Origin of the sequence: Streptomyces sp. NPDC059256 (assembly GCF_042753785.1) — a bacterium.
GTDB lineage: Bacteria > Actinomycetota > Actinomycetes > Streptomycetales > Streptomycetaceae > Streptomyces.
The window spans coordinates 125,922-150,900 of the sequence record NZ_JBHYZO010000011.1 but is presented as its reverse complement, the minus strand read 5'-3'; the positions used below and the strand labels follow the sequence as shown (position 1 = coordinate 150,900).

19 protein-coding genes are annotated in these 24,979 nt (G+C 69.1%); 14 read left to right on the top strand and 5 right to left on the bottom strand.

The window, feature by feature from the left end; all coding sequences use genetic code 11:
• The first annotated feature begins 64 nt into the window (after positions 1 to 64).
• From ACFXJL_RS23260 to ACFXJL_RS23240, 5 genes are all read left to right on the top strand, one after another.
• Entirely contained in the window at positions 65 to 1,291 is a 1,227-nt protein-coding gene (locus ACFXJL_RS23260; RefSeq protein WP_358878313.1) for a DUF5685 family protein, read from the top strand.
• A gap of 1,370 nt (positions 1,292 to 2,661) precedes the next feature.
• Positions 2,662 to 3,744, top strand: coding sequence for an LLM class flavin-dependent oxidoreductase (locus ACFXJL_RS23255; protein WP_358878312.1), 1,083 nt, complete (start codon positions 2,662 to 2,664; stop codon positions 3,742 to 3,744).
• Positions 3,741 to 5,045 (top strand): NtaA/DmoA family FMN-dependent monooxygenase, encoded by a 1,305-nt coding sequence (locus tag ACFXJL_RS23250; protein ID WP_384695276.1) that lies wholly within the window; start codon positions 3,741 to 3,743, stop codon positions 5,043 to 5,045. The genes ACFXJL_RS23255 and ACFXJL_RS23250 overlap by 4 nt, the downstream gene beginning before the upstream one ends.
• Before the next feature lie 4 nt (positions 5,046 to 5,049).
• The gene (locus ACFXJL_RS23245; RefSeq protein ID WP_384695273.1) at positions 5,050 to 6,015 is read left to right on the top strand and encodes a DUF1684 domain-containing protein; all 966 of its coding nucleotides are present in this window, start codon (positions 5,050 to 5,052) and stop codon (positions 6,013 to 6,015) included.
• 126 nt (positions 6,016 to 6,141) lie between these two features.
• Positions 6,142 to 6,621 carry a hypothetical protein gene (locus ACFXJL_RS23240; protein ID WP_358878309.1) on the top strand — a complete coding sequence of 160 codons (480 nt, stop codon included), beginning with the start codon at positions 6,142 to 6,144 and terminating at the stop codon, positions 6,619 to 6,621.
• A 90-nt stretch (positions 6,622 to 6,711) separates the two neighbouring features.
• On the opposite strand, the gene ACFXJL_RS23235 is transcribed toward ACFXJL_RS23240, so the two are convergent.
• Positions 6,712 to 7,644: a DUF4231 domain-containing protein gene (locus tag ACFXJL_RS23235; RefSeq protein ID WP_384695270.1), complete on the bottom strand. Its 933-nt coding sequence runs from the start codon at positions 7,642 to 7,644 to the stop codon at positions 6,712 to 6,714.
• Between the two features lie 203 nt (positions 7,645 to 7,847).
• On the opposite strand from ACFXJL_RS23235, the gene ACFXJL_RS23230 reads away from it, so the two are divergent.
• From ACFXJL_RS23230 to fxsT, 5 genes are all read left to right on the top strand, one after another.
• Positions 7,848 to 8,012 (top strand): FXSXX-COOH protein, encoded by a 165-nt coding sequence (locus tag ACFXJL_RS23230; RefSeq protein WP_358878307.1) that lies wholly within the window; start codon positions 7,848 to 7,850, stop codon positions 8,010 to 8,012.
• Between the two features lie 9 nt (positions 8,013 to 8,021).
• Positions 8,022 to 10,667 carry a radical SAM/SPASM protein FxsBH, inactivated beta-hydroxylase extension form gene (fxsBH, locus tag ACFXJL_RS23225; protein ID WP_384695267.1) on the top strand — a complete coding sequence of 882 codons (2,646 nt, stop codon included), beginning with the start codon at positions 8,022 to 8,024 and terminating at the stop codon, positions 10,665 to 10,667.
• On the top strand, positions 10,660 to 11,442 hold the full coding sequence (locus ACFXJL_RS23220; RefSeq protein ID WP_384695264.1) for an aminoglycoside N(3)-acetyltransferase: 783 nt from the start codon (positions 10,660 to 10,662) through the stop codon (positions 11,440 to 11,442). The genes fxsBH and ACFXJL_RS23220 overlap by 8 nt, the downstream gene beginning before the upstream one ends.
• A gap of 112 nt (positions 11,443 to 11,554) precedes the next feature.
• The gene (locus tag ACFXJL_RS23215; protein ID WP_358878304.1) at positions 11,555 to 12,889 is read left to right on the top strand and encodes a TIR-like protein FxsC; all 1,335 of its coding nucleotides are present in this window, start codon (positions 11,555 to 11,557) and stop codon (positions 12,887 to 12,889) included.
• On the top strand, positions 12,873 to 16,811 hold the full coding sequence (gene fxsT / locus ACFXJL_RS23210; protein WP_358878303.1) for an FxSxx-COOH system tetratricopeptide repeat protein: 3,939 nt from the start codon (positions 12,873 to 12,875) through the stop codon (positions 16,809 to 16,811). Before ACFXJL_RS23215 ends, fxsT begins: the two co-directional genes overlap by 17 nt.
• Positions 16,812 to 17,033: 222 nt before the next feature.
• Here fxsT and ACFXJL_RS23205 read toward each other — a convergent pair whose 3' ends face one another.
• Positions 17,034 to 17,900 carry an alpha/beta fold hydrolase gene (locus ACFXJL_RS23205; RefSeq protein WP_358878302.1) on the bottom strand — a complete coding sequence of 289 codons (867 nt, stop codon included), beginning with the start codon at positions 17,898 to 17,900 and terminating at the stop codon, positions 17,034 to 17,036.
• 320 nt (positions 17,901 to 18,220) lie between these two features.
• Here ACFXJL_RS23205 and ACFXJL_RS23200 point away from each other — a divergent pair, with 320 nt between their 5' ends.
• Positions 18,221 to 19,309, top strand: coding sequence for a S1 family peptidase (locus ACFXJL_RS23200; protein ID WP_384695348.1), 1,089 nt, complete (start codon positions 18,221 to 18,223; stop codon positions 19,307 to 19,309).
• Positions 19,310 to 19,327: 18 nt separating this feature from the next.
• On the opposite strand, the gene ACFXJL_RS23195 is transcribed toward ACFXJL_RS23200, so the two are convergent.
• Positions 19,328 to 20,422: a DUF3533 domain-containing protein gene (locus ACFXJL_RS23195; protein ID WP_384695259.1), complete on the bottom strand. Its 1,095-nt coding sequence runs from the start codon at positions 20,420 to 20,422 to the stop codon at positions 19,328 to 19,330.
• Between the two features lie 235 nt (positions 20,423 to 20,657).
• A complete protein-coding gene (locus tag ACFXJL_RS23190; protein WP_384695256.1) occupies positions 20,658 to 21,656 on the bottom strand; it encodes a lytic polysaccharide monooxygenase in 999 nt (332 codons plus the stop codon).
• A 263-nt stretch (positions 21,657 to 21,919) separates the two neighbouring features.
• Here ACFXJL_RS23190 and ACFXJL_RS23185 point away from each other — a divergent pair, with 263 nt between their 5' ends.
• Positions 21,920 to 22,357 (top strand): pyridoxamine 5'-phosphate oxidase family protein, encoded by a 438-nt coding sequence (locus tag ACFXJL_RS23185; RefSeq protein WP_384695253.1) that lies wholly within the window; start codon positions 21,920 to 21,922, stop codon positions 22,355 to 22,357.
• Positions 22,358 to 22,651: 294 nt separating this feature from the next.
• On the opposite strand, the gene ACFXJL_RS23180 is transcribed toward ACFXJL_RS23185, so the two are convergent.
• Complete coding sequence (locus ACFXJL_RS23180) at positions 22,652 to 23,332, bottom strand: response regulator (RefSeq protein WP_329027350.1); 681 nt, start codon at positions 23,330 to 23,332, stop codon at positions 22,652 to 22,654.
• 126 nt (positions 23,333 to 23,458) lie between these two features.
• Here ACFXJL_RS23180 and ACFXJL_RS23175 point away from each other — a divergent pair, with 126 nt between their 5' ends.
• Both ACFXJL_RS23175 and ACFXJL_RS23170 read left to right on the top strand, forming a co-directional pair.
• Entirely contained in the window at positions 23,459 to 24,442 is a 984-nt protein-coding gene (locus tag ACFXJL_RS23175; protein WP_384637493.1) for a Bug family tripartite tricarboxylate transporter substrate binding protein, read from the top strand.
• Positions 24,439 to 24,978 (top strand): tripartite tricarboxylate transporter TctB family protein, encoded by a 540-nt coding sequence (locus tag ACFXJL_RS23170; RefSeq protein ID WP_384695250.1) that lies wholly within the window; start codon positions 24,439 to 24,441, stop codon positions 24,976 to 24,978. Before ACFXJL_RS23175 ends, ACFXJL_RS23170 begins: the two co-directional genes overlap by 4 nt.
• The last annotated feature ends 1 nt before the right edge of the window (position 24,979 follow it).

Here is a 24,979-nt window from a genome sequence, read left to right as displayed (position 1 = left end):
CCGACCGTTCGGCCCGCTGGTTACGATGCGTTCGCACTGCTGAAACGATTCACGGGGGATCGCCATGTTTGGCATAGTCAGGCCCTGTAGCCACCGTCTGACGGAACGGCTCAAGACGGAGTGGATGGCGCATCTGTGCGGGCTCTGCCTGGCACTGCGCGCGGACCACGGTCAGTTCGCCCGGGTGGTCACCAACTACGACGGTCTGATCGTCTCGGTTCTGACGGAAGCTCAGTCCGAGCGCACGCCGGACGCGCGCCGTACGGCGGGACCCTGTCCCCTGCGCGCCATGCGGACCACCTCCGTCGCCCGTGGCGAGGGTGCGCGGCTCGCCGCCGCCGTCTCCCTCGTACTGGCCTCGGCCAAGGTGCGCGACCACGTGGCCGACCGGGACGGGCTGCTGGCGCGCCGACCCATCGCCGCCGCCGCGCGCAAGGTCGCCCGCGGGTGGGACCGCGCAGGCGCCAAGGCCGGCGCCGACCTCGGCTTCGACACGGCCGTCCTGCTCGACGCCGTCGACCGACAGCCGGAGATCGAGGCGCTCGCCGGCCCCGGCACCTCCCTGCTCACCGTCACCGAGCCCACGGAGACCGCCACCGCCGCCGCCTTCGCCCACACCGCCGTACTCGCAGGACAGCCCCACAACGCAGCACCGCTGGCCGAGGCGGGACGGCTCTTCGGTCGCCTCGCCCATCTGCTGGACGCGGTGGAGGACCAGCAGGCTGATGCCGCGTCAGGAGCGTGGAATCCCCTCACCGCGACCGGCACTCCCCTGACGGAAGCCCGCAGGCTCGCCGACGACGCCGTCCACGGGGTCCGCCTGGCCCTACGGGATGCCCGGTTCGCAGACGACCGACTGGTCCATGCGCTGCTCGCCCATGAGTTGGCCGCCTCCGTGGACCGTGCCTTCGGCACGGTCTCCTGCTCCCACCAGGGTCAGTCGGCCGTGCCCGGCTCGGGGCGCCCTCAGGACGGCTACGGCGCCGGTCCGTACGGAGGGAACCCGTTCGCGGGCGGCCCTGCCGGCGGTGCGCACGGCGGCGGAGCTCCGGGCGGTCCAGGCGGTCCGGGCGGTGGCTCGTCCCCGTACTTCGGTGGGGAGCCGCCCCGCCCAGGCCCCCGCTCGTTCCTCCCCGGCTGCGGCATGTTCGCGTACCTCTTCTGCACCTGCCAGATCTGCTGCGCCAAGGAGTACGAGGGGCCCTGGTCGCGCAAGAAGCGCCAGGGGTGCTGTCGGGACTGCGACTGCCCGGACTGCAACTGCGACGGTTGCTGCTGCCCCTGCGACTGAAGGACCAGCGACAGTCGAGCCAGTCGAGCCACGCGGGCAGGCGAAGGCCGCCTACCGCGTGGTGGACCCGTGGCGGGCGGTTGCCGATCGAGCCGGCATGAGCTGAGGGGAGGGGAGGGTGCGCGTCGTGTGGTGGGTGAAGTACGAGCATCCCGGGGCCGGTCCAGAGGGAAGGGGCGCCGGACCGTCACCGTCGAAGAGTACGAACGGCATCGATCACGGACGCTGGACGACACAGGGGACAAGGCGGCCATAGCGGCGCCTAATGAGACAACACGGTGGGGTCAACAGGACGCGGACCACACATGACCGAAGTCGATGTGGGAGCGCCTGACCAGCAACCGCTGTCGATACATGGCCCAAGTGGAACAGGCATCCCACGGTGCGTCAACTGTCCTGAGACAAACCGCTCACAGTATGGACAGCCTTGACAGCGGACCGTCGCCACCCTCAGCCTCGGACCAGGTCGTGCTGAGGGGCGCGGCCCATCGCGCGTCGTTCCACGGCACCGGTTCCACCCGGTGCGCAGGCTCCACGCTGCCCGTGTGCTGGGTGAAGACGAACTCCGAGATCGGTCCCGTATCGACGGAGCCTTTGCCATGGCCGTGTTCCCCGTTCTCCCTCCAACAGCTCTGCCAAGCAGCAGACTCCGATGCGCCCACCCTCATCGGTCCGTCGATCGGTCCGTCGGCTCGTGCCAGCCGGTGCGTCCGGTGGCCGACCGATGACCGAGGGGCGTGCGGTCGGCATCCGGCGTCCGATCAGAAGCGCCGGGCGACCGCCTCTCGCCGCGTGTTCGGAAACCCTGACGGCACACCGCCCGGCTGAACGACCGCATCCACGCCGGTGCTCACTATCCCGGCGCCACCCCGGCGTCCCCACCGCAGGGCGGACCCCGGCCCGGGCGTCGGGAACGCCGCCCTCGACCCGTGCGACGGGGGAGCCCCTCCCACCAGGTGAGACGACGCCGGCCCCTGGCCGTGTAGCGCCGCCACGGCCGAGGCGCCGTCGCGCTCGACCCACCGCCTGAGGCGAACCGCACCACCCGCCGTGCCTCGGGCTCTCCCCGGCCCGCGTCTCGTTGAGCCACCCCGAGTCCCATCGCTCTCTCAGTGCAACCCCAAGCCACGTAGAGCAGTTCAGGGCAGTTCAGGGCAGCTCAGCCATGTAGAACGTCTCCCCGCCCCGACCAGGCGCGGGAGTCGAGCCACCCCCTGTCTCCGTACACCCGTCGTTCCCTCCCGCACCCACGGGGCTGAACGACGGACCGGCGACCCCGTACGTCCCGGGACGAGCCCCCAGCCCGATCCCGGCAGCACGACCTTCGCTTCCACGCCCGTCCTGGAACGACCATCCGGAAAGGCATCCCCATGTCACGCACCCGTTCGCTGCACCTGGCCGTCGCGCTCGACGGCCCGGCTCGGTACGACGCCGACCACTACACCGATCTCGTCACCCTCGCCGAGCGCGGCACCCTGGACTTCGTCACCCTCGGCGACTCGTTCGCCCGCCCCGGCCTCGACGCCCTGGCCGTACTCGCCCGTGTCGCCCCCGCCACCCGGCGCATCGGCCTGGTGCCCACGGTCACCACCACACACACCGAGCCCTTCCACGTCTCCACGGCCGTGGCCACCCTGGACTGGGTCAGTCGCGGCCGGGCGGGGTGGGGGGTGGGGGTCTCACCGACCCAGGCGGAGGCCCGTCTCTTCGGCCGCCGCCCCGCCGCCCCCACCGACGAACTGTGGCGGGAGGCGGGTGAGGTCGCCGACGCCGTGGCCCGGCTCTGGGACAGTTGGGAGGACGGCGCCGAGATCCACGACAAAGAGACCGGTCGATTCGTCGACAGATCGAAACTGCACCACGTCGACTTCGAAGGCACTCGGTTCAGTGTCCGCGGCCCCTCCACCGTGCCCCGGCCGCCCCAGGGCCGACCGGTCACGGCCGTTGACATCACCGGAGCGGGCGACGAAGGCCGTCGTACGGCCGCCCGGCACGCCGACGTGGTCCTCATCAGGGCCTCGTCGCCGGAGCAGGCAGCTGCTCTGCGGACCGCGCTCCACCAGGACGCTGAAACGCATGGGCGTGACCCGTCGTCCCTGCGGGTCCTGCTCTCGCTCGCGGTCGACCTCGGCGAGAGCGAACCGAGGCCGGAACCGGGACTGGGCGGCTACTCCTGCGGACCCCGGCTCACCACCCCGGGCTCGCACTACAGCGGCGGTCCGGTGGAACTGGCCGAGTTGATCGCCCGCTGGTACGCCGCGGACGCCGTGGACGGATTCCACCTGGCCCCCATCGCACCCCACCGCGATCTCGAACGCATCGTCAACGGAACCGTCGCGCTCCTCCAGCACCGCAGTGTGTTCCGCACCTTCCACCCCGGCGGAACCCTCCGTGAACACCTCGGGCTCGCTCGGCCGGCCAATCGCTACGCACTCAGCAAGGGAAGCTCATGACCGACGAACGCCGCCCCACCCTCCACCTCGCCGCGCACTTTCCCGGGGTGAGCAGCAGCACCGTCAGGAACAGTTCCACCTCCGGTAGCCACATCGACTTCGCCACCTTCGAGCACCTGGCCAGAACCGCTGAGCGCGGCCTGTTCGACTTCTTCTTCCTCGCCGAGGGGCTGCGCTTACGGGAGCACAAGGGACTGATCCACGACTTGGACGTCACCGGGCGCCCCGAGTCGATCACGCTGCTCAATGCCCTGGCAGCCGTCACCGACCGGCTCGGTCTGGCGGCGACCGTCAACGTCAGCTTCAACGAGCCGTACGAACTCGCCCGCAGGCTCTCCTCGCTCGACCATCTCAGCGGCGGGCGGGCCGGCTGGAACGTGGTGACGGCGGCCGATGCCTTCACCGGCGAGAACTTCCGCCACGGGAGCTGTCCCGACCGGGTGGACCGCTACACCCGTGCCGCCGAGTTCGTGGCGACCGCGCGGGAGCTGTGGGACTCCTGGACACCCGATGGTCGGGCCAGACCCGTCGCCCGAGCGGGTCGGCACTTCGCGGTCGAGGGTGAGTTCACGGTGCCCCGCTCTCCCCAGGGACACCCCGTCGTCATCCAGACCGGAGACTCGGACGAGGGGCGGGAGTTCGCCGCGGCCTTCGCGGACGTCGCCTTCACCCGCCACGGCGATCCGAAGGCCGGCCGGGCCTTCTACCGCGATGTGAAGGCGCGGCTCGCCGCCTACGGCAGGGAGCCGGACGACCTCAAGATCATGCCCGGAGTGACCTTCGTCCTCGGGGACAGCGACGAGGAGGCACAGGAGCGGGCCGCCGCCGTCCGCCGCGAACAGGTCTCCCCCCAGCGCGCCATCCTCGTTCTGGAGCAGGTCTGGGGCCGGGACCTGTCCTCGTACGACCCCGACGGCCCGCTGCCCGAGATCGCCCCGGACCCCGAAGCCGTCCTGGCACAAGGAGGAGCTGGGGCCGGTGATCCCTGTCGCACCGCGACGCGCTGGCGGGAACTGTCCCGGCGAAAGGGACTGTCGATCCGGCAGACCGTGATCGAGGCGACCTCGGGGCAGTCCTTCATCGGCACGGCCGGGCGCGTGGCCGCCGAGATGGCCGGGTACGCCGGCTCCGGCGCGGCCGACGGGTTCCTGCTCGTCCCCCATCGCACCCCCGGTGGGCTGGACGAGTTCGTGGACGAGGTGGTGCCCCTGCTCCAGGAGCGCGGTGTCTTCCGTACGCGGTACTCCGGCACGACGCTCCGCTCGCATCTCGGGCTGACCGAACCGGTGTGGAAGGGTTGACGGCATGAGAGCCGATGAGCGAGCGGGCGACGGGGACGGGCGGGGCGGATCGGGCGGGACGCACGAGCGTTCCCCCGCTGGGGGCGGCCCCGGCACACCGGGCGCCCGGGTCGGCCCCGGCGGCCCGAGCGGCTCCGCAGGGACGGGCGAGCAGTCCGGTCGGCCCGGGGAAGCGGCGGGCGTCGATCTCCGTGCGCCGAACGAGTGGCAGCACTGGCACGAGCGGCGCACCGACACGATCTCCGCACCCCATGGACCGCTCTCGCTCACCGGCACCCACTGGCTTGACGATCATCCGGACGGTCATCTCCCGGGCGTTGCGGGGCACTGGAGCGACGACGGTGACCAACTGGTGCTCACGGCCACCGTGACGGACGGTCTCACCGTCGACGACAAGCCCTTCGCCGGCAGTGTCGGGCTCACCGCCGACCATGGGCCGATCGACGGCTCCCGGGTTGCCCAGGGCGCGCGACGACTGGTCGTGCTGCGCCGTGAAGGACTGTGGGCCGTACGTGACTTCGACCCTGACGCACCCGCGCGACGCTCCTTCCGCGGTATCGACACGACCGCCTACGACCCCCGCTGGGTGCTGCCAGGGCGCTTTCGCCGCTATGAGCGGACGCAGAGCATCCGTGTGGAGAACGCCGATGGACAGCAGCGCGGTCTCGGCCTCGACGGCGAGATCTCCTTCACCCTGGACGGACAGGCCCAGACCCTGCATGTGGCCGTGGAGGACAACGGTTCCCTCTGGGCGGTCTTCGCGGATGCCACCAGCGGGAGCAGTAGCTATCGCTTCCGCTTTCTGCGGCCGGCGGCTCCGGCCGCGGACGGGTCCGTGATCGTCGACTTCAACCGGGCCCAACTGCCCCCGTGTGCCTTCGCCGACCACTTCATCTGTCCCTTCCCACCACCGGGGAACACCTTGTCGGTGCCGGTCGCCGCAGGGGAGCGAAACCTCCTGGCCGACTGAGCCTGCGCCGCGTCGCAGGGGCGTTGCGCCCTCGTCCGCCGCAGCTCACCGGGGGCTCGACGGCGCATCTGCTTCTGGGACGATGTACGGGGCATCAGGTGCCGCGGACGAGGGGGTCACCCAGGAGTGAAGCGCATCGGAGTGACCGGTCATCGGAACATCCCCGTCGAGGCCGTGGGGCATGTGCGGACGGAGATCCTCGCCGTCCTGCACGAGCACGGCGGCGGGTTGGAGGCCCTGTCCAGTCTTGCCGTCGGCGCCGACCAGATCTTTGCCGACCTCGCGCTCGACTGCGGCGCCGAGTTGACCGTGGTGGTGCCGAGCGGTGACTACGCGGACGGGTTCGCCGCGCCGGGGGAGCGGGCGGGCTACGAGGCCCTGAGGCGGCGGGCCACCCGGGAAGTCCGACTGGAGTTCGCCCACGCCACCGATGAGGCGTACTACGCGGCGGGGGCGTTCATCGCTGACAACTGTGACCACCTTCTCGCGGTGTGGGACGGCTGTCCGGCCCGTGGTCTGGGTGGGACGGCGGACATCGTCCACTACGCCCGGCGGCTGGGTCGCCCGGTGACGGTCATCTGGCGCGAGGGGCTCGTACGGGACTGAGGCGGCGTGCCCTCGGCCGCCTCCGAGGGGGCGGCCGAGGGCCGAGGTGGTGTGCCGACCGTCGCCAAGTGCGGCGCGGGTCCATCGCGATCAACTGCGGTGCCGTGCCAGCCAGTCCGTGTGCTGCGGTGAGACGATGCGCTCGGTCTCGTACACCGCCGAAGGCCACTGCGCCTCCGTGACGGAGGACTCCATCGCCGTGTGCATGGCGGCCAAGTCCTCCTCCACGAGTGAATGCGCGGCGATCAACGGTTGGTGTCGACGCACCTCGCTCCACGCCAGAGAGCCCGCCGCAGCCGCGGACAGCGCTCCTGCGATATGAAGAGAGCCAGTCAGCGAAAAGGTGTGCAAAAGCGAAAGGAACAGTGCTGCCAGAGTCAGCAGACCGATCGACAACGACCATAATCGGGTGGCTCGTCGGGAGTTCACGGTGCTGCGGTGGTACCAGTTGCGCTGTTCAATCAAGCGGTCCCTGACATACGTCTCTTTGCGAATGCTGAATGGTTGGGATCGCAGCCGTCGCATCGCCTTCGTGATCATTTCCCCGTCCGTCATCGAGTTCCCATCGGTGCGAGGGTCTTCCCAGCCGACTTTCACCAGCTCCCGAAGTCCTTCTTCCAAGCGGTCGGCGAACAGTTCGTCCGATTGGGTGGCCGCCGTGGTGAAGGGTGCCCCGTGCACCGCGTAGCGCCAGCACAACGACTTGATGAACTCGGCTGCCGAACGATTGAGTTGCCAATGCGACTTTGCGCTGTGCCTACTGGCCCGGTAGCCGACGAGAAGTACCCCGGCATACGCCAATACCGCTAAAACACCCGAGAGTTGGATGGACTCTCCCACTTTCGTCGAGGCGGGCAGCGTGGAGGCGGCGGCACCCAGTACGAGGAGGAGGAGTTGGCGCTTCGTGGAGCTGACCGCCTGCCGCTGGTGGGAGATGGCCATGGCGTCGGTGTGATGGAAGAGAGCCGGTAGATCCCTGTTACGGAACACGATGCTGCCCGTTGGCCCGGGAATCCCGGTCATGTGCCCCCCGTCTGCGGTTATGACCTTCACCCTTTAGGCGGAATGACTTGATCCGCCCTCGGTTCAGGGAATGTGACGCAACTCTTTTGTGCCGTCACGTCGACCTGAGTTGCTGCGAGTGGCCATGAGAGTAAAGTCGTGCCGCCACCACCGCAATGGTGCGTGGTGATTCGCGTACGACACACGATCAAGGACGGCCCCCCATGGCAATTCACACCTCCGCATCCTTCGCATCTGCGAAGATCTCCCGCGTCCCGCTGGCGCAGATCGACGCCCGGGGCGGCGAGGCGGCCAAGAAGCTCGCGCGGATCATCCCCGTCACCGCCGACCGCGTCCTTCGGGCGTCGACCTTCAACTCGGCGCTCTAGACTGGCCGAATGACAGGACCACTGGTCCCATTCCGCGAGATCGTCCTGAAGGTACACAGCAGGTGCGATCTCGCATGTGACCACTGCTACATCTACGAACACGCTGATCAGAGCTGGCTTACCCGCCCCAAGGCAATCTCTGACGAAGCGATTTGCTGGACAGCTCTGCGACTGGCTGAGCATGTTAAGAGCCATGCCCTGCCCTCCGTGTCAGTGATCCTGCACGGAGGGGAGCCTCTACTGGCCGGGCCCGCTCGATTGCGACGTGTGTGTGAAGAGCTCACCCGCGCCCTCGATTCCCTTGCGGAACTCGATCTGCGCATCCACACCAACGGCTTACAACTCAGCCCGCGATATCTCGATCTGTTCGACGAATTCCACGTCAAGGTCGGCATTTCACTCGACGGCGACCGCACCGCGAATGACCGCCACCGACGTTTCGCCGACGGCCGCACCAGCCATCCACTGGTCCTACGCGCCGTCGACCTCCTGCGCGAGGACCGCTACCGCCATCTGTACCTCGGCCTCCTGTGCACCGTGGATGTGGCCAACGACCCCGTCGCCGTCTACGACGCCCTGGCCGCACTGGACCCGCCCCGCATCGACTTCCTGCTGCCGCACGCCACCTGGGACGCGCCCCCGGCCCGCCCGAACGGCTCGCCCACGGCCTACGCCGACTGGCTGCTGACCGCCTTCGACCACTGGGACGCCCTGGGCAGACGCGTACCGGTACGCCTCTTCGAGTCGGTGCTCTCCACCCTCGCCGGTGGTCCGAGCCTCACCGAATCGCTGGGCCTCGCACCCACCGATCTGGTCGTGGTGGAGACCGACGGCACGTTGGAACAGGTCGACTCCCTCAAGAGCGCCTACGAAGGAGCCGCCGCCACCGGCTTCGACGTCTTCCACCACACCTTCGACGAGGTCGCCGCGCACCCGGGGGTCAAAGCCCGTCAACAGGAGCTCGCCGGAGTGAGCGGAACCTGCCGTCGGTGCCCCGTCGTACGCTCCTGCGGCGGCGGGCTCTACACCCACCGCTACAGCGAACACCGGGGCTTCGACAGTCCCTCCGTCTACTGCTCGGACCTCGAAGGGCTCATCCGCGGCATCGAACGCCGGACCGCCGACGCCCTGGTACCCGCCGCGCTCACCGACCCCGGCGCACTGCTGGCCGAGCACCGGGAGCTGACCCGTACCCTCCTCGCCCGTCTCCACGGCGAACTCGACGGTCGCGGGGGGCCGGCTTGGGACCGGGCCTGGCAGTTGACGCTCGATCTGGACGCGGACGGCGAGGTCCTCGACTCCGTCTGGAGCCATCCCTACACCCGCACCTGGCTCGGCGACGCCCTGCAAGCGCTGCTCACGGGACGGCCCGACGCCGTGGCCAAGGCCCTGCGGCTGCCGTGCTACCTGGCCTCGGCACTGGTGGCAGCCGGCGTTCCCACCCCGGTCCCCGTGCCGTACGACGACGGTCTGCTGCACCTGCCCGGGCTGGGCGTGCTGCGCATGGGAGACGACCACGAGAACGGGATCCAGGAGCGGGGCACGGCCGAGGTGGAACCCACCGCGGACGGGTTCACGGCGACGTTCCGCGGGATCTCGCGCCGGGTGCGGCTGGCGGTCGCCGACGACCACTGGCGACCCGTGCGCACGGTCGGTGGCACCGCGGGCGCGCCCCTGCTGCGCCTCGATGACCTCGACCGCTACCGGGACTGCTTCGGGTCTGCCGCCCTGCCCCGACTGAGCGCCGCAGAGGTCCGTGACTGGGACGAAGCGCTCATCGACGCCTGGAAGGCCATCCGTGCTGTCGCACCCGAACAGTCAGCGGAGGTGGCCCTCTGCCTCGGCACCCTCACCCCCCTCGCCCCCGAAACCCCCTCCGTACCAGCGGTTTTTGGCCGGTCGTCCACGCGTGAGCAGGCCCTGCGCGGGCACGGTTATGGAGCGCTGGGCCTTGCACTCGCACCCCGTCCCGAACAGCTCGCGATCGAGTTGCTGCGGAGTGCGCGGCGGGCGAAGCTCAACGCCCTGCTCGACATCACCGATCTCTACGCACAGGACGGCTGGTGGCGTCACCCGGCGCCGTGGCAGGACGAGGAGGTACCGGTGTCCGAACTGCTGGCGGGGGTCAGCGAGAGGGTGGCACTGGCCGCCTTCGACCCCGAGGGGGCGCATCAGGCCGCTCGTGCACTCGACACCCTGGAGCGGGCCGCGGAGCTGACCGTGGGCGGCCGTCGTCTGCTGGCCCAACTGCGCCGGGAGTTGGCGCATCATTCCGGCCTCGATCATTCCGGCCTCGATCACCCTGGGCGCTCAGGCCCTGATCTTGCGGGTCCTGATCTTGCGGGCCCTGCTCAGGGGGGCTCCGCTCACGGGCGCCCGGACCGTGCAGACCCTGATCGTGCAGACCCTGATCTTGCGGGTCACGGTCACTCGACGCGTCTCGCGCCCCCACCGAGGAATGCCCCGGATCCGACCGGGCCCCGCCCGGCCGGACGATCGCCGTTGCCCTTCATCGGTGCCGCCGGCCATCACGGCCGGGAGTGCTGCGGCCAACAGGGCCACGGCCAGGCGGCCCACGGCCAGAAGGAGCAGAGGCAGCAGGAGCAGGGTCAGAAGGAGCAGGGCAGGCAAGACCAGAGCTGCTGCCATGGTTGAGTCAGGGACACCGGCACATGCACGACTGGTGCCGTCCCTGCGCGCCGTCGGCGTCCGCCCGGGGATGACCCTGCTCATCCACGCCTCCCTGCGGTCCACGGGACTCCACAGCGACACCCTGCGGGACGCCCTGCTGGAGGCGGTCGGCACGGACGGGACCCTCGTGGTGCCCGCCTTCACCGCGGGGAACTCGGACACCTCCGACCTCCACCGCGCCCGAGTGCGTGGAATGACACCCGAGCAGGCGGCGGCCTTCCGAGCGGACATGCCCGCCTTCGATCCGGCCCGTACTCCGAGCCAGGGCATGGGCCGGTTGGCCGAGTCGATCCGCACCGCTCCGGGCGCCGTGCGCAGCACCCATCCGCAGACCTCGTTCGCGGCCATCGGACCTCGCGCGGGAGAACTCCTCAACGGCCACATCCTCACCTCCCACCTCGGTGAGAACTCCCCGCTCGGCGCGCTGTATCGGGTGGCCGCCCATGTGCTCATGATCGATGTGGATTTCGACGTATGCACCGCATTTCATCTCGCCGAATACCGGACGAAAGCCCCGCTGCGGTCGTATCGTTGTGTAGTTGGCCTTCCTGACGGCGGGAAGGAATGGACGGAGTACGAGGACGTCCAACTCGACGCGAGCGATTTCGGCGCGATCGGTGCCGCCTTCGGCTGGGGAGTGGAGCAGAAGGGACAACTGGGAGGAAGGCCCGCAAGATTGTTCTCGGTCAGGGCCGCCGTTGATCACGCCGTGGAGTGGATGACCGAAAAGCGGCGCTGATTGACTGAACGGCAGGGGGGTGGAGCGTGCCGGGCTCGGCAATGATGAATTCGCCCGCGGCCCATGACCAGGTCGGCTGGGGAAGCGGGCGTTCACACAGGACGGGGGTCGTGTGTCGGATTCAGCGCAGCGTACGGCGGACCATCGCCCATACTTCTTCCTGAGCTACGCGCACACCCCCCGCTACGGGGCGGGCGGTCCCGACCCCGACATGTGGGTGGAACGGCTGTTCCGCGATCTCTGCGGCCATGTGATGGCCATGACCGACCTCCCGGCCGGGGCCCAGGCCGGATTCATCGACCGCGAGATCCGTTCGGGAGAGGGCTGGTCGGAACGGCTCGGCGAGGTCCTGGCCAACTGTCGGGTCTTCGTCCCCCTCTTCTCCCCCCGCTACTTCGCCAGCGAGATGTGCGGCAAGGAGTGGTACGCCTTCGCCCAACGCGCCATCTACCACCAGGCCAAGAGCAACCGGTCCGCCGAGGCGATCGTCCCGGCCCTCTGGGTTCCCATGCCGCCCGAGCAGTTACCCGGCCCCGCCGAACGACTCCAGTTCAACCACGGCGCCTTCGGCGACCGCTATGTCACCGACGGCCTCTACGGCCTGATCAAACTGCGGATCTTCGCTGAGGAGTACGAAGCCGCGGTCTATGAACTGGCCAAGCGCATCGTCAGCGTCGCCGACACCACCCGCATAGCCTCCGGCAGTCCCGTCGACTACCGCCATGCGCCCAGTGCCTTCGGCAAGGCCACCGGCGGCCCCCGTCCCATGCATCTGATGATCGCCGCCCCCACCCGGCACGATCTGCCCGACGGTCGCTCTCCCGCCTACTACGGCAAGCAGTCGCAGGACTGGAACCCCTACCACCCCGAGTCCGCGCGCCCCCTCGCGTACGTGGCGCAGGACCTGGTCCGCTCCCTCAACTACCAGGCCACGATCTCCTCGTTCGACCACGAGGTGCCCCCCGATCCCCATCAGCCGCCCACCCGCCCCGAGATACTCCTCGTCGACCGCTGGGCGCTGGAGGACGACGATCGCTGCGCCCGGTTGGCCGCCTTCGACGCGGAACCCCGGCCCTGGGTGAGCGTCGTCGTCCCCTGGAACCGCGATGACCCCCAGAGCCGGACCTCCGAGGCACAACTCGTCGAGAAGTTGGAGCGGACCATGCCGCACCAGATGAGACAGGGCCGGGCCGCCTGTCGGGCCGCGGCCAAGGGCGTCCTCAGCATGGAGGCGTTCGGGCAGATGCTGCCACAGGTCGTGGAGGCGGCGGCCCAGGAATACCTCCGGCACGCCGCGGTCTATCCGCCGACCCCGCCCGCCGGCACCTCGCGGCCCGAGCGCCCCAGACTCCGCGGCCCGATGGCCGAGTACGGCACCACCCACTTCGCCCCACCGACGCGTGGAACAGCCCCCGATGCGGAGGACACGGATGACAGCCAGTCGTGACGGACGCATCGTCACCTTCTACTCGTACAAGGGAGGCACGGGGCGCACCATGGCCCTGGCCAACACGGCGTGGATCCTGGCGGCCAACGGCAAGCGCGTCCTGGCCGTGGACTGGGACCTGGAAGCACCCGGCCTCCACCGGTTCTTCCACCCCTTCCTCGATCCCTCCACCCTCGGTGCCACCACGGGCGTCATCGATCTGATCACCGAGTACGCATGGGCCGCCATCACTCCGGAGACGGCGCGCCGTGACGACTGGCACCTCGACTACGCCCGCATCCAGCCGCACGCCGTCTCCCTCACCCCGGAGAACCTCGGCTGGGAGTTCCCTGACGGCGGCACCCTCGACTTCGTCTCAGCGGGTCGGCAGAACCGCGAGTACTCCGCGACGGTGTCCACTTTCGACTGGGACAACTTCTACGATCGACTGGGCGGCGGACTCTTCTTCGACGCGCTGCGCGACGACATGAAGGCGAACTACGACTACATCCTCATCGACAGCCGCACCGGGCTCAGCGACATCGCCGACATCTGTACGGTGCACCTCCCCGACATCCTCGTCGACTGCTTCACCCTGAGCGACCAGTCCATCGACGGCGCGGCCTCCGTGGCCCGGCAGATCGACGAACGGTACGGCGGCCGGGGCATCAAGATCTATCCCGTGCCCATGCGGATCGACGAGGGGGAGAAGGAGAAGGCCGACGCCGGGCGGGCTCTCGCCCGGGTGAAGTTCGACGGCTTCCCCAGCGGTCTCGCGGGTGAGGACCTCACCTCGTACTGGGGCGCGGTGGAGATTCCCTACCGGCCGTACTACGCCTACGAGGAGACCCTCGCCACCTTCGGCGACGAGACGGGACTCACCAATTCCCTGCTCTCCGCCTTCGAGCGACTGGCGACGGTGATCACGGAGCGGGAGATCACCTCCATGCCCGCGGTCAGCGATGAGATCCGACTGCGCATCCGCGATGCCTTCACCCGGCGTCGGCCCGCACTCCCCGCCGATCTCTTCCTCAGCTATGCGGCGGAGAACCGCATGTGGGCGGATTGGATCGAGTCCGTCCTCTCCCGGGCCGGCTTCCGCGTCATTCCGCGCGATGTCACCGCCGAACCGCACCCCGACGACGAGGCGACGGCCGACTCGGCGGCGCGAACGGTGATCCTGCTGTCCGGCTCCTACCTCAAGTCGACCCGGGCCACGGAGTTGTGGCAGCGGGCGGCGGCGGAGGACCCGACGGGCGGTCGCCACCATCTGTTGCCCATCCGGGTCGGCGACGTACGACTGACCTCGCCCTATCTCGACCGCAACCCCGTGGACCTCTTCCGGCTCGACGAGGTGCAGGCGTCCGCCGCCCTGCTGCGGGCGCTGGACCGGCCGGCGCAGCTGCCGGACACCGCCTCGCCCGGTCCCCGCTTCCCCGGCACGGTGCCCAAGATCTGGAACGCCCCACCCCGCAACCCCGGGTTCACCGGGCGGTCGGTGGCGCTGGAACGGATGCGCGACCGGCTCGGCGGCGGAATGACCGTGGCCGCCGTGCTGCCCCAACCGCAGACCCTCTACGGGCTCGGTGGCGTGGGCAAGACGCAGGTCGCCATCGAGTACGTCCACCGGTTCATGGCGGACTACGACCTGGTGTGGTGGATTCCGGCGGAACAGCCGGACGATGTGATCGCAGGGCTGGCAGAACTCGCCGTGCGCCTAGGGGCCCAGGGCGGCGAGGACATGGCCTCGGCGTCGCGTGAGGCCATCGATCTGCTGCGGCGCGGTGTGCCCTCCTCCCGCTGGCTGCTGGTCTTCGACAACGCCGACGACCCCGAGCACCTGAAACGGTTCTTCCCTCCGCAGGGGCCCGGCCACATCCTGGTCACCTCCCGCAATCAGACCTGGTCCCAGTACGGGGACGCCCTCCCCATCGACGTCTTCACCCGCGAGGAGTCGATCGAACACCTCCAGCGCAGGGCCCGTGGACTGACGCTCGCTGACGCCGACCAGGTGGCCACCGCGGTCGGTGATCTTCCGCTGGCGGTGGAACAAGCCGCTGCCTGGATCGCCGAAACGGCGACCCCGGTCGCCGACTACCTCGAAGAACTGCGCGTGCAAGCCACCAGCGTCCTCGGGCTGAACCAGCCGGCCGGCTACCCCCAACCCGTCGCCGCCACCTGGAACGTCTCCATCGAACGGCTCAAGGAGCGATCACCGGCCGCGGTGCGGCTGCTGCAACTCTGTGCGTTCTTCGCCCCCGAGCCCATCTCGGCCAACCTCCTGTACAGCAAGGAGATGATCGAGGCCCTCAAGCCCTATGACGCCTCTCTCCAGGAGAAGCTGGTCCTCGGGCGGGTCATCCGGGAGATCGGCCGTTTCGCGCTGGCCAAGGTGGACCAGGTCAACAACAGCATCCAGGTCCACCGGCTGGTGCAGGCCGTGATCCGGGCGCAGTTGACCGAGGAGGAGCAGCGGGATGCGCGGCACGCCGTCCACCGCGTGCTCGCCGGAGCGCGCCCCGACGACGACGAGCCCATCGACAATCCCGAGACCTGGCCCCGGTTCGCCACCATCTGGCCGCATCTGGGCACATCGGAGGCGTGGGACTGCAAGGAGCCTGAGACCCGCCGACTGATCATCGACCGGGTGCGCTACCTGTGGAAGCGCGGTGACTGGTCCAGCGCTTCCACGCTGGCCAACGAGGTCCGTACGGTCTGGCGGGCCAAGCTGGGCAACAAGGACCTCCAGTACCTCTACCTGCGTTTCCACATCTCCAACATCTACCGTTCGCAGGGCCGGTATGTGGAGGCCAAGGAGTTCGACGAGGTGACCTTGGAGCGCCAGCGGGAGGTGCTCGGTCCCACCCATCCGCACACGTACATGACCACCAGCGGTCTGGCCATGGACTTCGGCACGCTCGGCCGGTACGCCGAGGCCATGGAGTTGGCGACCGAGGCCCACGAGGGCTTCAGCCAGATCTTCCACGAGTCCCACCCGCGGACCCTGGCCGCCGCCAACAACCTGGCGCTGAACCTCCGGATGACCGGTCTGTACTCCCGTGCGCTGGAGATCGACCAGGAGGTCTTCGACCGTCGGACCGAGGTCCTGGGGCCGGAGCACCCGTACACCCTCTCCTCCGCCATGAACCTCGCCAGGGACCTGCGGGAAGTCGGCCGGTACGAGGACTCCGTCTCCCTGCTGAGCCGGACCTACGAACTCCACAAGGAACAGTTGGGCCGTACCTTCCCCGGCACCCTGGCCGCGGCGAAGAGCCTCGCGGTCTCCCTGCGCCGTGCCGGTCGGCTGGAGGACGCCCGCCGACTGACCACCGCGACCCGCAACCGCTACCGTGCCCGCTACACCTCGGCCAATCCGGATCTGCTCGCCTGTGACCTCAATCTGGCGGCGGACCTCTTCGCGGCCAATGAGCCGGTCGCCGCCCGAGATCTGGCGCAGGAGGTGGTGGACGAGTACATGTTGGTGCCGGGGGAGCGCCATCCGTACACGTTGGCCGCCATCAACAACCTGGGCATCTTCCACTGGGGCTGCGGCGATCCGGAGACCGCGGAGCAGCTGTTGCAGAAGGTGGTCAAGACGATGACCGAGGTACTGGGGGAGGCGCATCCCCACACCCTCTACAGCACCATCAACCTCGCCAATGCACAGGCGGACCTGGGCGGTCTTCAGCACGCCCTCCAGATCGAGCAGCGAACCGTCACCCGGCTGCGCGAGGTCCTCGGCCCCTACCACCCCGAAGTGCTGGGCATCGCCTCGAATCTCGCGGTGACGCTGGGGATGCTCGGGCGCAAGGACGAGGCCACGGCCCTGCGCCTGGAAACCGTGGAGGAACTGCAGCGACAGGTGGGGGAGGACCATGCACTGACCCGGATCGCCCGGGATGAGCGGCGGGTGCACCGGGACCTGGAGCCGCTCGCCGTGTGATCGCCGCCGACCCGGCCGAAGTCGCCAACGCCGATGACTCCCGACGAACGCCTATGAAGCCGATGGACGCCGACGAACGCCGACGAACGCCGACAAACTCCGACGACGCCGAGGTGCGGGGGCGGACAGCGCCCCCGCGTCCCTGTTGCCCCCGCGTCCCTGTGCCTCTGTTGGCACTGCGTCCTCGCGGACTTGTCGGCCTGAGCGGGGCCTGCGACGCCCTCAGTCGTCCAGCAGCCAGGTGAGGATGCCGGGCAGCGCGTGCAGGGCGTCGAAATGGGCCGCGGTGGGCTCAAGGACCGCTGTGGCGCCGGGAATCCGCTCGGCCAGCCAGCGCGAGTGCCCCACGGGTGAGAAGACGTCCTGCTCCCCGTGCCAGAGCATCACCTGTCCGCTGATGTCCGCGGGATCGAAGCCCCAGGGGCTGCTGAAGGCGAGCGCGTCGTCGATCCATCCGTAGGCGGAAGTCCGCAGCGCCTCGTGGTAGTTGCGGAGCAGCATCGACCGCACCCCGGCGTCCTTGACCACCATCCGATCGGATTCGGTCAACTCCCGCCGAAGGTCGTTGAGGAGCCGTATCGGGTCCTTCCGGATCTCGGCGGACCGCAGGATGAACCGTTCCGTCAGTCCGGCCGGGTCGGTGACGGCCGAGGTGTACTCCAGGACGTTGGACGCCGCCATTCCCTCGAACCAGTCGAGGCCGTCGGCATCCCGCGGGGCGAGGGTGACCAGCGCTGCGGTACGGGTGACCCGGTCCGGCATCAGGGCCGCGCACGCCAGGGCGTGGGGCGCGCCACCGGAACGGCCGACCACGGCGAAGCGTTCGAGCCCGAGTTCATCGGCGATGGCGCGGACGTCCTCGGCGACATCGCAGACGCTGCGCCCGGCGAGCCGGTCCGAACCGCCGTACCCGGGGCGGTCGTAGGCGATCAGTTGCGTACGGCTCTGGTAGAGGACCATGCCGCGCGGGGCCGGGCCGAGTCGGCTGCCCGGTGTGCCGTGCAGAAGGAAGACGGGCCTGCCCCGCGGATCGCCCAGTCGCTCCACCATCAGATGCCGCCCGTCCGCCGCGCGCACCCGACGTCGCACCCCCGCCCCCTCCGATCCATGTGATCCCCACGTGTCCTGTGTGGCCTTCCATGCGTCTGTGGCATTCCCCACCTCATGATGATTACCCATCAGGGGGCCGCACGGCGGGAACCTTTGTCGACATTTAGTCACGACATTCCCCATGATGTGACAACCGCCGGGGTGGACGACGTGAAGGCGCGGTGAACGCCCGCGCATGGTCGTGTGACCGTCCGGTAACCAGTCTTGTGTGCCTTACATCGGTCTCGCCATAGTGGGCGCCCCATCCTCCGTGTCCCGGGACCCTCTTCGCCCGGACACGGCCCCACAGGAGGTCGATGTTGAAGCACCGACGCATATCCCGGACGAGAATGGCAGCCGTGTGCGGAGCTGCCGTCGCACTGACCGGCGCGACCCTCACCATCCAGAGCGCGGGGGCGAGCGAGCCCACGGTACAACCCGTCGTGAAGAAGCTCTCGGCGACGACGGCCGGCAGCCTCGGGGAGACGCTCACCGCGAAGCTGGGCCCGAGCGCCTCAGCCGGAAGCTACTACGACACCGATGCCCGAGCCCTGGTGGTGAACGTCGTCGACGAGAAGGCCGCCCGGGCCGTCCGCTCGGCCGGCGCCCGGGCCGAGGTGGTGGCCCACAGCCTTGACCAACTGGCGGCGGCCCGTGCGGTCCTGACCGACAAGGCATCCCTGCCCGGTACCTCCTGGGCGGTGGACCCCGTGACCAACAAGGTTCAGGTCACCGCTGACCGTACCGTCACGGGAGCCGACTGGAAGCGACTCTCAGCGGTCGTGGCCGACCTCGGCGAGCGCGTCGAACTCAACCGTACGGCAGGAGAGTTCACTCCCCTGATCGCCGGTGGTGACGCCATCCACTCGGGCGGCGGACGCTGCTCGCTCGGCTTCAACGTGGTCAAGGACGGCGCCCCCCACTTCCTCACCGCCGGACACTGCGGGGTTGCGGGCAGTTCCTGGTCCGCTTCGGCCGGCGGATCGGCGCTGGGCACCATGGCCGACTCGCGCTTCCCCGGCGACGACTACGCGCTGGTGAAGTACAACGGCAGCGCCCAGCAGCCCAGCGAGGTCAACCTGTACGACGGCAGCGCGCAGTCGATCAGCTCGGCGGGCGAGGCCACCGTCGGCATGCAGGTGCGGCGCAGCGGGTCCACCACTCAGGTCCACGGCGGGCGGGTCACGGCGCTCGACGCCACCGTGAACTACGGGAACGGCGACATCGTCAATGGTCTGATCCGTACCGACGTGTGTGCGGAGCCCGGTGACAGCGGCGGTTCGCTCTTCGCGGGTTCCACCGCCATAGGACTCACGTCCGGTGGTAGCGGGAACTGTTCGGCGGGCGGCGTGACGTTCTTCCAGCCCGTGACCGAAGCGCTTCAGGCGTACGGCGCACGGATCGGCTGACCCGGCACCGGCATCGGCTCAGGCCCCGGTCCGGTCCGCCGTCGGCGGACCGGACCGTTCGGCCGGCTCGGGTGTCGGTTCCCGGCGCAGCCGGGCGCAGAGCAGGGTCAGGAGGGCGCCGCCCACCGCCCAGGCGGAGAGCACCAGCATCGGACCGGTCATCGCCTGGCCCCGGAAGTAGGTGATCGAGCGCGCCGCGAAGGTTCCCGCCCCCGGCGGCAGCGCGGGCCCGATCGCCTTCCAGAACGGCGGCAGCAGCGGGTAGGGGTAGGCGCCCCCGGCGCTCGGGTTGCCGAGGACGACGACGAGCAGGATCGCCAGGCCGATGCCGACGATCCCGGCGAGCCCCTGGAGCGCCAGCGTGATCGCGCCCACGGTGAACACCAACAGCGAGCCGAGCCCCCACAGCGCGGGAACACTGCCCGTCAGAGCGCCCAGGATCGGGCCGGCGATCACCGTACCGAGCAGTCCGGCGACGATGGAGTACACGAGCAGGACACCGAGACGGATGAGCGCCCGATGGGTGTTGGCCGGCCGTGCTCCCGCACTGATCGCCAGGACCGCGGCACAGAGGTATCCGCCCACGCACCAGCCGATGACCAGATAGAAGGACGACAGGCCCCGGGCGTCACCGGGGGAGTCGGGAACGACGTCGACGACCGTCAGGGACCGCCGCTCGGCCCGTTGGGCGTCGGCCACGGTCTCCTCGATCGCCTGGGCGAGGGACGCGCCCGACGCACTGGCCACCAGGAGGGTGTCACTGGTGCTCCGGGGCCGGACGACGAGGGCGCCGTCGATCTCGCGGTTCTCGATCTGCTTGCGTGCGGTTGCTTCGTCGGTCACCACACGAGTGTCCAGTGGGTCTCCCGGCAGGTCCGCGAGTCGCCTGGCGGCCTCCTGGGCCACCGGCTGCGTCGGGGCGACGACGGCCAGCGGGACCTCGTGCGGCGTCGGTTCGTGGAAGGCGCCGATGTAGGAGGTGATGAAGGCCAGTTGCAGGGCGAGCACCCCGAACACCAGCACAGCGGCACGCAGCGTCACCGCGTCCTTGGCCTCGGCGAGAAATCCCGGACCTCTGTGGACCGGGGGAGGGGGGTCGGGTGTGCGCGTCATGGCCCCACGTTCGGGGCGGGGCGGCGAAGGCGCAGTCCGGACGGGTCCGAATGGTCGCGGAATTGCGCCCGTCCGGGTGTCGGGCCCCTCGGTTGCCCAACAGGTCGGGGGAGGCGGGGTTGATGCTCGCCGGGCCCCCCGTGCCCGGCGAGCCGCTGACGACGCACCGCCCGCACGCCCGCCACCAGGGCGGACGTGCAGGCGCATCACCGGTCAGTGCGTCGTCAGACGGTCATCAGCGGCCGTTCCGCGCCGCGCGACGGCGGGTCGTGCCGAACATCGCAGCGGCGCCGAGCGCGAGTGCCGCGGCTCCACCGATCGCGACGTAGGTGGTGTTGCTGTCGCCACCGGTCTCGGCGAGGTTCTCGGTCGCACCCTGGGCCTCGGGGGCGTTGACCGGGGCCTCTTCCTTTGCGGCGGGCGCCTCGGCGGCGGGCTGCGAGCTGTTGTCGCTGCCGGTGTAGGCGGCGTTCTTCTTGACCTCGGTCGGGGTGTCCCCGCCCTTGCCGTTGTGGTCGACGTCGGACTTCGCGGCGCCCTGCTCGATGGCAGCGTCCGACGGAGCCTTGGCGGGCGCCGGGTTGGACGCGTTGCCACCGCCACCGCCGAAGACCACGTCGGAGCAGGTGTAGAACGCCTCGGGCGAGTCAGAGCGCTGGAGGATGGAGTAGATCAGGTGACGGCCCGACTTGTTCGGGACGGTTCCGTTGAAGACGTACGAACCGTTCTCCAGCGGCGGGTTGGTCACCGAAGCGAACGGCTGGGCCTCCAGGTCCGACCACTTCAGGGGCTGGGTGGGGTTGTAGCTGTCCTTGGTGATGTACAGCTCCAGCGTGCCCCGGTGGGGGGCGGTCGCACGCCAGCGGAAGGTGTTGCTGCCGGACGTCATCGCGGTCGACGGCCAGTCGGCGCGCGGTGCGTCGAGACCCTTGTACTTGTCACGGCCGACGCTGCACAGCTTGCCGTCCGGGATCCGCGTCTTGTGCGCGCCTGCCACGTCACCGATGTTGACCTCGTTCCAGTCGTACAGCGGCTGGGTGCCACCGGCGGCGACGAGTGCCTTACAAGCGTCGGTGTCCGGGTTCTCGGGGCCCTCGGCGAAGCAGGCCGCGATCCGGCTGACCGGGTCCTTCATGGAGCCGTGGCCGACAGCGGGCGCGGCGGCCAGCGCGGTCAGGGCGATCGGTGCGATACCGAGTGCGGCGACCATGGCGACCTTGCGGCGAGCGGTCATCGTGTCGTTCTCCTCATTGAGGGTTATGGGGGGATACCGGATCGATCCGTACGGGAGTGGCCATCCCGAGCACCGGTGGAGCGGTTGTTCGAATCGACCTCGGCGGTACGCAAGTTAGCCCCTCGCAAACCCGAAGAAGGCGCGGACGGCGGAATGTCCGAGATCCTTATCCTTGTTTTAAGGAGGCGCTAAGCGGTGGCTGAGGAAGGGTGTTGCCCCTCTCGGCCATCGGGTACCCGTCCGTCCTGAGTGAAGGAGCTGTTGTGGCCCTGACCCGCGAAGAGCGAGAGAAGTTCCTGGCCGAACCGCATATCGCGGCCTTGGCGGTCGCCGAGAGAGACGCGCGGAGAGCACCGCTCACGGTGCCGATCTGGTACCAGTACGCACCCGGCAGCGAGATCGGAGACCTTTGGGTGATGACCGGTCGGGACTCCCGAAAACACCGACTGATCACCCACGCCGGGCGGTTCTCCCTGATGGTCGACCGGGTGGAGCCGACGGTGCGCTACGTCTCGGTGGAAGGTCCGGTGGTGGACACCACCCCGGCCACCCATGAGCAACTGGTGGAGATTGCAGCGCGTTACCTTCCTGAGGAAAAAGTCGATGGCTATGTCGACTTCGCGCTCAAGGAACTCGGCGACCAAGTGGTGTTGCACATGCGTCCCGAGCACTGGCTCAGCGCGGACATGGGCGCGGTCTGAGGCGCCTTCAGCCCGCATCACTTCGCCCCTGGTCGATTCTTCGGCCAGGGGCGTTCTCATGTCTTTTCGCTGTGTCGATGCTTCCATGGAGACTTCGGCGCTGAGGTAAAACTCCTGTTCAGGCGCGTTTCGCGGCAGTTTCGTCGCCAGGCTTGGGCCTGCTGTGGGGCCTGGATGCCAGATCGCCCGCACCCGGTATCCGGCAGTTCGACGGCTCCCGCGCCTCGCTCCCCGAACCGGTTGCCGAGGCACCCGTGCCGGCCCGTTCGACAGATCGGGACCGGGGGATGTGCCTCACACCAGCCGGTAGCGGCGCTCGGGTCGTCCCGTACCTCCATAACGCAGAGTGACTTCCACCCGTCCGGTCTCCACGAAGTACTCCAGATACCTGCGGGCGCTCACCCGGGACAGGGAACCGAGCTCCGCGCACTCGGTTGCGGACAGATCGCCGGGATGCTCCCGCAGGACCCGTTCGACGAGCTCGGCCGTGTGGGCGGCGAGCCCCTTCGGTAGTTCTCGGGAGCCCGGCGGCCTGGTGCCGAAGATCTGGTCCACGTCTTCCTGGCGGGCCTCACCGAGACGGTCGAAGCGCGACCGGAGCGACGCCACGTGCCGCAGCTGCTCCTGGAGGGCCGCCTGGTTGAAGGGTTTGATCAGGTAGTGCAGCGCACCCGCCCGCAGAGCGGCTCGCACCACCCCGGCGTCCCGGGCGGCGGTGATGAACAAGGCGTCCACGCTGGCCCGTGTCGCATCCCGCTCCTCGGCGGCCCGCAGTTCCCGCAACACCGACAAGCCATCCATATCGGGCAGATATATATCAAGGAGGACCAAGTCGGGTCGAAGTCGCTCAGCTGCACGCAGAGCCTCGGAACCGCTGTGTGCCACTCCGACGACTCGAAAACCATCGGTCGCGGCCACATAGCGGCTGTGCAGCTTGGCGACCATGAAGTCGTCGTCCACTACCAGCACATTCATCACGGACACACGCTATGGCGCGACCACAATGACCACAACGTCCGTTGATTCCGGAAGAGAGACACTTTCTTAACGCACAGGCAACATGTGGGCCACTTCACACATCCCTACCGAGAGGCGGCTCACGTGCGATTGCGCACTCCCCTCGCCCTGCTCGGGGCAGCGCTGCTGGTGTTCGTGGGGCCGCCCCTGCTCAGTGCGGGTGACGGTTCCGAGACCGGCACGCAGATCCCCGGTTTGCGCTTCATGGTCCCCAATACTCCCGGCGGCGGTTATGACATCACTGCCCGCACGATGGCAAAGAATGCCGAAGACGCCGGACTTACTCACAACATCGAGGTCTTCAACCTCCCCGGCGCGGGCGGCACGGTCGGTCTGACCCGTCTCGTCGGCGAGCACGGCAACGGCAAGCTCGCCATGTCGATGGGCCTCGGCGTGGTCGGCGCGGTCCACTCGAACAAGTCCGAGAAGACGCTCGCCGACACCACCCCGATCGCCCGGCTCACCGAAGAGCAGGACATCGTCGTCGTCTCGAAGACTTCCCCGTACGAGACGATCGACGAGTTGATCGCCGCGTGGAAGAAGGACCCGGGCAAGGTCACCGTCGGCGGCGGCTCCTCTCCCGGTGGCCCGGACCACCTCGCGCCCATGCTGATGGCACGGGCGGCCAAGATTCCCCCGAAGGACGTCAACTACATCCCCTTCGACGGCGGTGGCGAACTCCTCGCCTCGATCCTCGGCAACAAGGTCGGATTCGGCGTCTCGGGTGTCAGTGAGTACCTGGACCAGATCAAGTCGGGCGAGCTGCGACTGCTGGCAGTGACCGGAAACGAGCGGGTTCCCGGCCTCGACGCCCCCACCCTGCGCGAAGCCGGACTCGACGCGGACTTCACCAACTGGCGCGGCATCGTCGCCCCGCCCGGCATCTCCGACCGTGAGCGCGAGAAGCTCGTCACCCTGATCGAAGAACTGCACGAGTCCAAGGAATGGCAGGCATCGCTGAAGAAGAACGGTTGGACCGACGGCTTCATGGTCGGCGACGACTTCAGCGACTTCCTCAAGGAGCAGAACGAGCGCGTGGACACCGTGCTGAAGGAGCTGGGACTGTGAACACACGCGACACCCACACGCATGTCCCGCGACCCTCTGACAACCGCTCCTGGCTCCGCGACCACTCCGAGCTCGGCGTCAGCGTCATGCTGTTCGCCCTGGGAGTGCTCGTCCTCACCGACGCCCTCACCATGGACGTCGACATCGCCCAGCGCGGCCCCATCGGTCCCACCACGGTGCCGATCGTGGTCGGCATCGGCCTGCTGGTGATCGCCGCACTGCTGGCGTTCGACGTGATGCGCGGTGGCCGCGGTGAAGCCGAAGGCGGCGAGGACATCGACCTGAGCGAGCCGAGCGACTGGCGTACGGTCCTCCTCCTCGCCGGTGTCTTCCTCGTCTTCGCCATCCTGATCAACCCGATCGGCTTCCCCGTCTCCGGCACCCTCCTCTTCTGGGGCGCCGCCTACGCCCTCGGCAGCAGGCACTTCCAGCGAGACCCCCTGATCGCCGCGGTCCTCTCCGTGGTCACGTACTACCTCTTCAACAATCTGCTCGGCGTTCCGCTCCCCGGTGGCCCGCTGATGGGGGTGCTCTAGT